We start from the raw sequence: 11835 nt of genomic DNA on the forward strand, positions 1-11835 counted from the left end.
ATGAAAATAAAACTGATGGTGCTGGCCGTGGCGTTAAGCGTGGCGACGGCGCAGGCGGCGGATCGCATCGCGTTTATTCCAAAACTGGTGGGCGTCGGCTTCTTTACCAGCGGCGGCAACGGGGCGAAAGAGGCGGGTAAAGCGCTGGGGACAGATGTCACCTACGATGGCCCCACCGAGCCGAGCGTCTCCGGACAGGTGCAGCTGATCAACAACTTCGTCAACCAGGGCTATAACGCCATTATCGTCTCGGCGGTCTCCCCTGATGGCCTCTGTCCGGCGCTGAAGCGCGCCATGCAGCGCGGGGTGAAAGTCCTGACCTGGGACTCCGACACCAAACCGGAGTGCCGCAGTATCTACATCAACCAGGGCACCCCGGAGCAGCTCGGCGGCCTGCTGGTGGATATGGCCTCTAAGCAGGTGACAAAACCGGATGCCAAAGTGGCCTTCTTCTACTCCAGCCCCACCGTCACCGACCAGAACCAGTGGGTGAAAGAGGCGAAGGCCAAAATCGCCAAAGATCATCCCCAGTGGCAGATCGTCACCACTCAGTTTGGCTATAACGACGCCACCAAATCTCTGCAGACCGCCGAAGGGATCTTAAAAGCGTACCCGGATCTGGATGCGATCATCGCCCCGGATGCCAACGCCCTGCCGGCGGCAGCCCAGGCGGCGGAAAACCTGAAGCGGGAAGGGGTGGCGATTGTCGGCTTCAGCACGCCAAACGTGATGCGTCCCTACGTGGAGCGCGGCACGGTGAAAGCCTTTGGCCTGTGGGACGTGGTGCAACAGGGCAAAATTGCGGTCAATGTCGCCGATCGTTTGTTGAAAAAAGGCGATCTTAACGTGGGCGACAGCGTGGAGATCAAAGATATCGGCGCCCTGAAGGTCGAGCCGAACAGCGTGCAGGGCTATCAGTATGAAGCGAAAGGCAACGGCATTGTGCTGCTGCCGGAGCGGGTGGTGTTCACCAAAGAGAACATCAACAACTACGACTTCTGACGGGAGAGAACATGGCTGATTTAGACGACATCAAAGAGGGTAAGAACTTTGGCACCGACCGACCGCAGCAGAACGTGCCCTTTACCCTGAAAGGGTGCGGGGCGCTGGACTGGGGGATGCAGTCCCGCCTGGCGCGCATCTTCAACCCCAACAGCAACCGCACGGTGATGCTGGCCTTCGATCACGGCTATTTCCAGGGGCCTACCACCGGGCTGGAGCGCATCGATCTCTCCATCGCGCCGCTGTTCGGTGAAACCGACGTGCTGATGTGTACCCGCGGCATTCTCAGGAGCCAGGTGCCGCCCGCCACCAACAAGCCGGTGGTGCTGCGCGCCTCCGGGGGCAACTCGATGCTGGGCGAGCTCTCCAACGAGTGCGTGGCGGTGGCGATGGAGGACGCCCTGCGCCTCAACGTCTGCGCGGTGGCGGCGCAGGTCTATATCGGCAGTGAGTATGAGCACCAGTCGATCAACAACATCATTAAGCTGGTGGATGCAGGCAATCGCTACGGTATGCCGACCCTGGCGGTGACCGGGGTAGGCAAGGAGATGGCCCGTGACGCGCGTTACTTCTCGCTCGCCAGCCGCATCGCCGCCGAGATGGGCGCCCAGTTCGTCAAAACCTATTACGTCGACGAAGGATTTGAAAAAGTGACCGCCAGCTGCCCGGTGCCGATTGTTATCGCCGGGGGTAAAAAGCTGCCGGAGCACGAGGCGCTGGAGATGTGCTTCCGCGCCATCGACCAGGGCGCCTCGGGCGTTGATATGGGGCGCAATATTTTTCAGTCCAGCGCGCCGCTGGCGATGCTGAAGGCGGTGAAGAAGGTGGTACACGAGAAGATGAGCGCCCGCGAGGCGTATCAGTTCTGGCAGGAGGAAAAACAGGGAGAAGCGCAATGAACGTGACGTTAGTGGAGATCAACATCAAGCCGGACCGGGTGGACGAGTTTTTGCAGGTGTTCCGCGCCAACCACGAAGGGGCGATCCAGGAGCCGGGCAACCTGCGATTCGACGTGTTGCAGGATCCGCGGGTGAAAACCCGGTTCTTTATCTACGAAGCCTATAAGGATGACGAGGCGGTGCAGGCGCATAAGCAAACGCCGCACTACCTGGCGTGCGTGGAGAAGCTTGAGGATCTGATGTCGGAGCCGCGGAAAAAGCGCTGCTTTGTCGGGTTGATGCCGGAGTAGCGGTTGTGCGGTCTTTTGCCCGGTGGCGCTGTGCTTACCGGGCCTACAAAATCCGTGCCGTCGTGGCCCTTGCAGGCCGGGCAAGCGCAGCGCCGCCCGGCGTTTTTCAGGCCAGCTCCAGCAGCTGAACCTGCGCCGTGGCCCCCGGCATCAGCTTTTGCAGGTGGCTGACCAGCTCACCCCCCGCCGCTTCCAGCGCCGTTAATGGCATGGCGGGCAGGCTTTCGAGAATAAACCACATGGTTTGCGCCTCACTATCCAGTCGGGTGCGAACGCCCTGTCGCCAGTTCCAGCGTCGGCAGGTGACACCCACGTCATCGCGCCACACCACCTCTCCCGCATCGGGATGCTCCACCACTGGCAATCCCTCTTTAAAGGTATCAAAAGGTTCGCTGCCGTCGGCCAGCGTCAGGCGCGGTGTGCCGGTATAGGCGGCCAGATTTTCCCCACCCACCGGAATGGCGTAGCGGATGCTGATGGCATTGTAGATATCCTCCACCGGATCGAGGGGCGGCAGCGTACCGTCTTTTAGCACCCGCTTGCGCAGGGCGCTGGCGGAGCAGGGGGTGCGCTTCGGCCTGGCGCCAAAGGCTTTAAACACCTCATCCCAGGCGGCGAGATGGGCTTCTGCCCAGGGAACGTCATCATTTAAGACCTGCAGGCATGCCTGCGCTAACGCTGCGGGCGCAACCTCCGGCGCGGTAATCGGCGCAGCGTCAACCACGATGCTCAGGGCGCGGAATCCCGGTGCGATCCCGGCAAGACGCGGGTCTATTGACGGCGTGACGAGAGACATAAATAATCCTGTATTGACTGTTTTATACCATGGTAATGACCAATGACTGATAAAGTCAATATAATGACTACACAGGGCGCCGATGTCGCCCGGGTAAGCCTGGCGGTCGCTAACCGTATTCGCACCTGGCGGAAAGAGAAAAAGCTCTCTTTGGATGAGCTGTCGCGCCGGGCCAGCGTCAGCAAGGGGATGCTGGTGGAGATCGAAAAAGGGGCGGCCAATCCCAGCATCGCGATCCTCTGCAAGCTGGCGGCAGCGCTGGGTATTTCGGTAGCGGACATCGTCAATGTCGCCAGCGAGCCGCAGGTGCATATTATCGAAGAAGCGGCGATCCCGGTGCTCTGGCAGGGTGAAAAAGGCGGCAGCGCCCGGCTACTGGCGGGAACCGCCGGTCCGGATATGATTGAGCTGTGGCGCTGGGAGATGTATCCGGGAGAACGTTTTAGCTCGCCAGGCCATCCGGCAGATACGTGTGAACTGCTTCACGTGGAGGCGGGGGTACTAACGCTGAAGGTGGAGGAGAGCCTCAACCAGATTGGAACCGGCGCATCAGCCGTTGCCAGAACCGATGCGGCGCACAGCTACGCAAATGAAGGGGAGAGCGTGGTGAGGTTCACCATGACGGTGGCGGAATTTCATCGGTAAAAAAAACGCCCGGTGGCGGCTGCGCCTGACCGGGCCTGCAACTGTGCAGAAATTTGCAGGCCGGGCAAGCGCAGCGCCGCCCGGCGTTTTTTATGCTTCGGTGACGCTCACCTGCAGTGCTGCCAGCGCTTTGCGGGCCGCTTTCAGCACCAGCTCACACTGCTCAATGGTCAGCGTCAGCGGCGGCTCGATGCGAATGGTTTTTGAGTTGTTCAGCGTGCCTGCAACCAGCACCCGCTGGCGGAACATCTCACTGGCGAAGCGGTAGCCGGTTTCGTTGTCGACAAACTCAATCGCCATCAGCATCCCTTTGCCGCGTGCCTCCTGCACCAGATCCGGGTATTCACGCCCCAGCTGACGGAAGCCGTCCAGCAGCGTATCGCCTTTCTGCTCCGCCTGGGCGGGTAGGTTCTCCTCCAGCAGCACGTTGATGGTCGCCAGCGCGGCCGCACAGGCCAGCGGGTTGCCGCCAAAGGTGGTGGTGTGCAGGAAAGGATTGTCGAACAACACCGAGAACACCTCTTCGGTGGCAACCGTGGCGCCAATCGGCATCACGCCGCCACCCAGCGCTTTGGCCAGGCACAGAATGTCCGGCTGCACGTTCTCGTGCTCGCAGGCGAACATCTTGCCGGTACGCCCCATGCCGGTCTGTACTTCATCCAGGATCAGCAGCGCGCCAAACTCATCGCACAGCTTGCGCACCGCCGGCAGATAGCCCTGCGGAGGCAGGATCACCCCACCTTCGCCCTGAATAGGCTCGAGGATCACCGCCGCCACGTCATCGCCGGTTTTACGGCATTCGCTGAGCATGGTGCGCATGGCGTTGATATCGCCGAACGGCACATGGCGGAAGCCCGGCAGCAGCGGCATAAAAGGCTTACGGAAGGTGGCTTTCGCCGTGGCAGAGAGCGCCCCGAGGGACTTGCCGTGGAAGGCACCGCTGGTGGCGATAAAGGTGAACTTCCCGCGCGGCGACTGGTACGCTTTGGCGAGTTTGAGCGCCGCTTCGACCGATTCGGTGCCGCTATTACAGAAGAAGCTGTATTTCAGTTTCCCCGGCGTCAGTGCCGCCAGCGTTTTTGCCAGCATCGCCCGCAGGGGATCCAGCAGTTCCTGGCTATGAAGGGGTTGTTTTGCGAGCTGATTTTGTACGGCGGAAACCACTACTGGATTACGGTGCCCCACGTTGAAAATACCAAATCCACCCAGGCAATCTATAAACTCCTGTCCCTGGGTGTCGACAAGCGTATTCAGACTTCCTGCTTGCCACTCTACGGCTCCGTAATCCCCGCCTGCAGTCACAGATTTTCTGTATTCCAAAAACCCGGGATTTACATGCTCTTTGAAGTAGTCAATCACCTCGCGGTTAAGTTGTTTCATCTCCTCATGATCAAGCGTTCGCTTCTCAATGAGATTCAATGCGTGCGCGGTACAGGCCAGGGCCGACGCGCTGGAAGGTAACCTGTTCAAAATGTGCTCCCGGGTATGGCGTATCACATGATACTGGATTAAGTATTGCAGGCTTTACGCCACATCCGTGGACTTAACAAAAATCGGGATAAACGCCAGGTTAAAATAATGTTACACAATATTTAATCATGCAAAACCGCAGAATGGTCGTCGGGGTCTGGCGTTTTCAGACGCAGAGATGCCCATTGGCAGTGCATTTGCCCTGTTTTAGGGCGGGTTTAACGTATGTCGGGAGTAGAAAGGGATTATCCTTCAGGGGTAGTTTCTGAGCGAAACCATTAGATATCAATAAATTAAAAAACACACAAAAAATGCGGTTTAGTTACGTTTTGCGATCTCAGGCATGTTTAACAACTAAAGATATGTTCGTTACCGCCGTAAAATATTTACGCCACAAATATAACATTCAAGTAACCTGCAAGGGATGCCTATGTCGCCTCAACCGTTTGTCACTCAGTGTGGATACCCACTGCAAGATGACACCACTCTCATGTCCACCACCGATCTGCACAGCTACATTACTCAGGCCAACGACACTTTTGTTCAGGTAAGCGGGTATACGCTGGCGGAACTGGTGGGGCAGCCGCACAACCTCGTTCGCCATCCGGACATGCCAAAAGCGGCCTTTGCCGACATGTGGTACACCCTGCAACAGGGTGAACCCTGGAGCGGTATCGTGAAAAACCGCCGTAAAAATGGCGATCACTACTGGGTGCGCGCCAATGCGGTGCCGATGGTGCGCAACGGCCAGACCACCGGGTACATGTCCATCCGCGTGAAGGCCACGCCGGAAGAGATTGCCGCCGTGGAGCCGCTCTATCAAGCCCTGAACGAAGGGCGCAGCAAAAAGCGCCTGCATAAAGGACTGGTGGTTGCCCGGGGCTGGAGCGGCAAACTCCCTGCGATGCCGCTGCGCTGGCGGGTGCGCGGCGTGATGGCCGCGTTATTTGCCGTGCTGGCGGCCACCCTTCTCGCCACGGGCGCAGGCTGGGCGGCGCCGGTGGCGAGCGCGCTGGTGATGCTGCTGGGAACCCTGCTGTTTGAGCAGCAGATTGTGCGCCCGGTTGAAAACGTGGCGCGTCAGGCGCTGAAGGTGGCGACGGGCGAGCGTAACAGCGTGGAGCACCTTAACCGCAGCGATGAGCTGGGGCTGACCCTGCGGGCCGTTGGCCAGCTCGGCCTGATGTGCCGCTGGCTGATCAATGACGTCTCAAGCCAGGTCGTCAACGTGCGTGACGGCAGCGATGAGCTGGCGAGGGGCAACGACGACCTCAACGACCGCACGCACCAGACCGTCTCGAACGTGAAGCAGACCGTGGAGACCATGAACCAGCTGGCGATGACCGTGCAAAGCAATACCCGCACCGCCGTGGATGCCGATAAGCTCTCTATTGCCGCCAGCGACGCCGCCACCGAAGGCGGACACGCGATGCAAACCGTGGTCAAAACCATGGACGAGATTGCCGACAGCACCCAGCGTATCGGCTCTATCACCAAGCTGATCAATGACATCGCCTTCCAGACCAATATCCTGGCCCTGAACGCGGCGGTGGAAGCGGCAAGGGCGGGTGAGCAGGGCAAAGGCTTTGCGGTAGTGGCGGGGGAAGTTCGCCATCTGGCCAGCCGCAGCGCCAACGCCGCCAACGATATTCGTAAACTGATCGACGCCAGCGCCAGCAAGGTGCTGTCGGGCTCGGAGCAGGTGCATGCCGCCGGACGGACGATGGACGATATTGTTGAGAAAGTGCAGAACGTTACCCGGCTAATCGCCGAGATCAGCCAGTCCACTTCTGAGCAGGCGTCAGGGCTGTCGGAGCTGACCCGCGCGGTGGCTGAACTGGATGCAATTACCCAGAAAAACGCCGCGCTGGTTGAAACCAGCGCCCAGGTGTCGGCGATGGTGAAACACCGCGCAAAACGTCTGGAGGATGCGGTCACCGTCCTGCATTAAGCCAGTTATGTTCTAAAAAGCCGTTTACGCCTTACGGTGTAAACGGCTTTATTATTTGTGAATTGTCATTATTTTTATCGGTTGTTGTTAATTAAATATTAAATAACTAAAAAAAACGCCTCCGTTAATTCTCCCTGCCTGAGTCTGTTTTCCCCGGTGCTGTAGCAAAAATCGCTGTTCCGGTGGTTACGTAACGATCGATAAAGGAAAATTAATAGTCTACGCCTATCTATTGTTGGGATTATGAAATAAAAAAGCGATCAAACTCATAAAGTTAGCGATAGAGTTACCGATAACGCTGATCGTCTGAGAAATAATCACATCGATGGAGTAAATATGTTCTTACATGACGTAAAAATCGGCACGAAATTATTTCTGGCGTTTGGATTCTTTATTGTCCTGATGGCAATAAGTGCGAGTTTATCTCTGCTGAGCCTTAACCGGGCAAATAACGGGATGCAATCCATTATCACCAGCAATTATCCCACGACCGTAAAAGCCAACCAGTTAATCGAAAATTTCCAGGAATTTATTAGCACCCAACAGTTGATGCTGCTTGACGATCGGGGCACGTACACTGCGCAATCAGAGCAGCATCTGAAAGCGCTCAGCGAGCAGATTACCCTGATCCTGGACGACCTGAGCAAGGCCCTGCAGGATAAAAAATCCCAGCAGGTGCTGAGTGATATCCGCGAGGTACGCCAGCAGTATCTTGATTCCCGCTACCGTATCCTGCAGGCGGTGCAGAGCAACGATCGCGCGGGGGCGATTCAGGAGATGATGACCAACACCCTCAGTCTGCAACAGGCCTATAAGGCGAAGGTGCAGGAGCTGATTGCGATCCAGAACACCGGGATGCAGCACGCAGGTGAGGAGGTGGAGGGCGATTTCAAAAGCAACCGCCTGGTGCTGATCCTGATTACGCTGTTCAGCGTGGTGGTGGGCAGCCTGATAGGGTGGTTTATTGTGCGCTCCATTACCCGCCCGCTGGGCGAGGCGGTGGCGTTTGCCCAGTCCATTGCCGAGGGCGATCTCACCGGCAACATTGCATCACACGGGAAAGACGAAACCGGCCAGCTGCTCGCTGCGCTGATGGAGATGAAGGAGCGTCTGCTGGAGATTGTGCAGCAGGTGCAGACCGGCTCGGAGAGTATCTCCAGCGCCGCGGCGCAAATTGTGGCGGGCAACCAGGATCTGGCTGCGCGTACCGAAGAGCAGGCCAGCTCTGTTGAACAAACGGCGGCGTCAATGGAGCAGATCACCGCGACGGTGAAAAACACCGCATCGCATACCGGCGAGGCGACGAACCTCTCTGCCGATGCGGCCCGGGTGGTGAAAAATAACGGCGAGATGATGCAGCAGGTCACCAGCAAAATGCGCCTGATTAATGACACCTCCAACCGGATGTCCGACATCATCAACCTGATCGACTCCATTGCGTTCCAGACCAATATCCTGGCCCTGAACGCGGCGGTAGAGGCGGCGCGCGCCGGTGAACATGGGCGCGGCTTCGCGGTGGTAGCCGGTGAGGTGCGGCAGCTGGCGCAGAAAAGCGCCACCTCTGCCAGCGAAATTCGTCAGCTTATTGAAAGCTCAACCAGCCAGACGCAGGACGGGATGGCGCTGGTGGAAAAAGCCAGCGGGCTGATTAATGGCATGGTGGGTAACGTTCAGGAGATGGACGTGATCCTGCGTGAAATTCGCCAGGCCAGCCATGAGCAGACGGAAGGTATCTCGCAGATTAACAGCGCGATCGGCCTGATTGACGCCACCACCCAACAGAACTCCGCCCTGGTGGAAGAGTCTGTTGCGGCGGCGTCATCCCTTAACGACCAGGCGATGAATCTGAAAGATCTGGTGAAAGTGTTCCGCGTTCGCGCAGAAGCCACCGCTTAATCCATCTGGGATATCTCCAGCGCCGCGCGGTCGATCACGCCGATAATCTGTTTGATCTGCGCGTCGCTGGTCTCTGCCTGGTTTACCTTCAGATCCAGCACCGCTTTGAAGTTATCCAGCGCCCGCTTCATCTGCGGATTTTTGCGTAGCTGAAAGCTCACGCAGCGCGCTTTCACGCGCTCCTGGATGTGCTCCAGGTGGTCAATGTTTTCATCCAGCCACTGCTGACCGGCAAGGGTAATCTCAATCTTTTTACGCCCGTTCTCCTCCTCGGTGAGGGTGATGAACTGCTGATCCTGCAGAAAATCGAGCGTCGGGTAGATGACGCCCGGGCTGGGTGTGTAGTTGCCCTGGGTCAGGGTCTCGATCGCCTTAATCAGCTCGTAACCGTGGCTGGCGTTGCGGGTCAGGATATCCAGGATCACCAGACGTAATTCGCCGTGACCAAAAAAACGCTGACGGCGACCGCCGCCGTGATGGTGTTCGCCGCCCCGTCCGCGGTGGTGATGTCCGCGACTGTCGTCGCCGTGTGAATGTCGCATCGTCTTTCTCCGTATTTTTTGATATATCTAATTTATATCTAAAAATTTAAAACAAGCAACATCATGATGATTTTTTTATATAATTTACTGATATTTATAAGGTTTAATTTTCCCGGTTAAATTTGTATTCGCGATCGCTGACTATATCAAAAAAAATCTTGCAATCGGCTTTGTTAGCAATCATTATCATTTAACTTTTATTTTCGATATATCGATTTCACATCACGAAGGCAAACTATGACCACACCCCGCTATCCCCAACGTGTCCGCAACGACCTGCGTTTTCGCGAGCTGAACGTGCTCCGCGTTGAGCGCGTCAGTGCCGGTTTTCAGCGCATTGTATTAGGCGGCGAGGCGCTGGACGGCTTCAGCTCCCGCGGCTTTGACGACCATTCCAAGGTATTTTTCCCGGAAAAAGGGACGACCTTTGTGCCGCCGGTGGTAACGGACGAGGGCGTTGACTGGGGTGAGGGCGTGCGCCCGCAGGCGCGAGATTACACCCCGCTGTATGATGCGGCCCGCCACGAACTGGCGCTCGATTTTTTTATCCACGACGGTGGGGTGGCAAGCCAGTGGGCGGTAGAAGCAAAGCCGGGGGATACCCTCTCCATCGGCGGCCCGCGCGGTTCGCTGGTGGTGCCGGAAGATTACGCCTGGCAGCTGTACGTCTGCGATGAGTCCGGTATGCCCGCGCTGCGTCGTCGTCTGGAGGCGCTGCGCGCGTTGTCGGTGCACCCGGAGGTGCATGCCGTGGTCAGCGTGAATGACGCCGCCTGCAAGGACTATCTGGCGCACTTAAGCGAATTCAACATTCACTGGGTGGTGGGGCATAACGAGCAGGCGGTGGCGGATCGTCTGGCGGTGCTCAGCGTGCCGGCGGAGGATTACTTCATCTGGCTGACCGGGGAAGGGAAGGTGGTAAAAAACCTGAGTCGCCTGTTTGAAACCGACGCCATCGATCAGAAGCTGGTGCGTGCCAGCGCTTACTGGCACGCCAAATAGTCAGGCCACGTCGTCGAGCTGCGCTTCGCTGACCTGATGTTCCAGCGAGGCGCGTACCTCGTGCAGGGCTTTCTCCTGCCGGGCAAAGTACGCTTCCATATTGCTCAGCGAGGAGACCAGTAGCCAGGACTCCTCTTTTTCCAGCTCCGCCAGCTCGCTCAACAACGTGTCGATTTGCTCGCGCACCTGGGCCATCTTTTTGCGAATGCGCGTCAGATCGTTGAGTCTGTCGCTGGCCATCATCGGCTCCAGCCCCTGATGCAGACGGGCCACCAGCGAGCGGATCGCTTTCACGTCGCCACGCTGCTTCGCCTGGTTCAGCTGTACCATCATGGCATTCGCCTCTTCCTTCAGATCGTCCGCCACCAGATCCGGGTGACAGAGCTTGCTCGCCTGGCGCCAGAGCCGTTTTAACTCGTTCTGATCCTCTTCGGACAGCGCCTTGCCCTTGCGCAGGCGGATTTCCGCCTCGTGCTGCTGCTCGCGGTATTTTTCATATTCGTCGTTGGCTTCATCCCGCGCCTGACGGGCGGGCTCCTCTTCCCGGGTTAACCCGCTTTCCAGCTCCTGAGCCTCGGCCAGCAGGTTGGCGATGAGATTGCTTTGCTGCTGCAGATGCTTGCGGGCGGCGGCGGCCTGCACCGAGTCGGCGGGCAGATCGCGCCAGTGTTGGGTGAGGGTGGTCAGCACCTCCACCGCCTGGGCAACATACTGCTGGCAGCGGCGATAGTCCGCTTCCCGACGGCGTGCTTCCGCCTGCTGGCGGCGCAGATTGAGCTCCGCCAGGGTTTTGCGCAGGGCGAGGATCTGGCTCATCAACGGGCCGAGGCGGGTGAGGTAGAGATCGTTAAATTCATCCAGCTGCTGGACGCGGGCGTTGCGGCGATCGATGAGATCGCGCAGGCGCTCCTCCAGCGCTTTCAGCTCCAGCTTGCTGGCGGCAAGCTGCGGATCGTGCCACGGGGCAACGGCGCGCTGGCTCTGTAACCAGCTGGCGATAGCCGTTAACGCACCGGTATAGTTTTTCTGCTCAAGCGCCACGACGATCGCCCGAAGCTCATCGTCAAAGGCTTCGCTTTTTAACCGTGCCAGCTGACTCTCGATGATGTCGTCATCTTCCAGTTCGATAGCATTTTTAATGATTTCCAGCCGTTTGATCGGTGTGCTCATGATGCTTTTCGCTTTTGCGCTTAAGTATTTGAGTTAAGGATAGTTGTCAGGAAAACAACAGGGAATAATACACATGTCTGATGAATGGCGCGACGGGGGAATGCGTTAATTATGATCCCGCAGTGTTAACGACCTCGGAGTGAGGAATAGTGAAAACAGCGGAAAAGTCTGA

The 11835-nt window shown here is 57.8% G+C and carries 11 protein-coding genes; 7 read left to right on the plus strand and 4 right to left on the minus strand.

Translation table 11 applies throughout. The annotated features are described in order from the left end of the window. The 3 genes from lsrB to lsrG are packed head-to-tail and all read left to right on the plus strand — an operon-like array spanning window position 1 to window position 2191. Window positions 1–1002, plus strand: coding sequence for an autoinducer 2 ABC transporter substrate-binding protein LsrB (gene lsrB / locus MXM41_RS18145; protein ID WP_325933490.1), 1002 nt, complete (start codon window positions 1–3; stop codon window positions 1000–1002). Between the two features lie 11 nt (window positions 1003–1013). After that, window positions 1014–1901: a 3-hydroxy-5-phosphonooxypentane-2,4-dione thiolase gene (gene lsrF, locus MXM41_RS18150; RefSeq protein WP_325933492.1), complete on the plus strand. Its 888-nt coding sequence runs from the start codon at window positions 1014–1016 to the stop codon at window positions 1899–1901. Further along, the gene (gene lsrG, locus MXM41_RS18155; protein ID WP_325933493.1) at window positions 1898–2191 is read left to right on the plus strand and encodes a (4S)-4-hydroxy-5-phosphonooxypentane-2,3-dione isomerase; all 294 of its coding nucleotides are present in this window, start codon (window positions 1898–1900) and stop codon (window positions 2189–2191) included. Before lsrF ends, lsrG begins: the two co-directional genes overlap by 4 nt. A gap of 106 nt (window positions 2192–2297) precedes the next feature. On the opposite strand, the gene MXM41_RS18160 is transcribed toward lsrG, so the two are convergent. Further along, window positions 2298–2987: a B3/4 domain-containing protein gene (locus MXM41_RS18160; RefSeq protein WP_325933494.1), complete on the minus strand. Its 690-nt coding sequence runs from the start codon at window positions 2985–2987 to the stop codon at window positions 2298–2300. 42 nt (window positions 2988–3029) lie between these two features. Here MXM41_RS18160 and MXM41_RS18165 point away from each other — a divergent pair, with 42 nt between their 5' ends. Next, window positions 3030–3632, plus strand: a complete 603-nt coding sequence (locus tag MXM41_RS18165; protein ID WP_325933495.1) for an XRE family transcriptional regulator — start codon at window positions 3030–3032, stop codon at window positions 3630–3632. 90 nt (window positions 3633–3722) lie between these two features. Here the strand turns inward: MXM41_RS18165 and ygjG are convergent, their stop codons facing one another. Then, complete coding sequence (ygjG, locus tag MXM41_RS18170; protein WP_325933496.1) at window positions 3723–5102, minus strand: putrescine aminotransferase; 1380 nt, start codon at window positions 5100–5102, stop codon at window positions 3723–3725. A gap of 430 nt (window positions 5103–5532) precedes the next feature. On the opposite strand from ygjG, the gene MXM41_RS18175 reads away from it, so the two are divergent. Next, a complete protein-coding gene (locus tag MXM41_RS18175) occupies window positions 5533–7053 on the plus strand; it encodes a methyl-accepting chemotaxis protein (RefSeq protein WP_325933497.1) in 1521 nt (506 codons plus the stop codon). 336 nt (window positions 7054–7389) lie between these two features. Continuing rightward, a complete protein-coding gene (locus MXM41_RS18180) occupies window positions 7390–8949 on the plus strand; it encodes a methyl-accepting chemotaxis protein (protein WP_325933499.1) in 1560 nt (519 codons plus the stop codon). Here MXM41_RS18180 and MXM41_RS18185 read toward each other — a convergent pair. Continuing rightward, window positions 8946–9491: a PadR family transcriptional regulator gene (locus MXM41_RS18185; protein ID WP_325933500.1), complete on the minus strand. Its 546-nt coding sequence runs from the start codon at window positions 9489–9491 to the stop codon at window positions 8946–8948. The two genes, MXM41_RS18180 and MXM41_RS18185, sit on opposite strands and share 4 nt — an antisense overlap. A gap of 237 nt (window positions 9492–9728) precedes the next feature. On the opposite strand from MXM41_RS18185, the gene MXM41_RS18190 reads away from it, so the two are divergent. Then, complete coding sequence (locus MXM41_RS18190) at window positions 9729–10493, plus strand: siderophore-interacting protein (RefSeq protein ID WP_325933501.1); 765 nt, start codon at window positions 9729–9731, stop codon at window positions 10491–10493. On the opposite strand, the gene MXM41_RS18195 is transcribed toward MXM41_RS18190, so the two are convergent. Further along, window positions 10494–11663, minus strand: coding sequence for a DNA repair protein (locus MXM41_RS18195; protein ID WP_325933502.1), 1170 nt, complete (start codon window positions 11661–11663; stop codon window positions 10494–10496). It abuts the gene before it with no gap. Between the last annotated feature and the right edge of the window lie 172 nt (window positions 11664–11835).

Source organism: Leclercia adecarboxylata, from assembly GCF_035787115.1.
In the GTDB taxonomy this organism is placed as follows: Bacteria; Pseudomonadota; Gammaproteobacteria; order Enterobacterales; family Enterobacteriaceae; genus Enterobacter; species Enterobacter adecarboxylatus_E.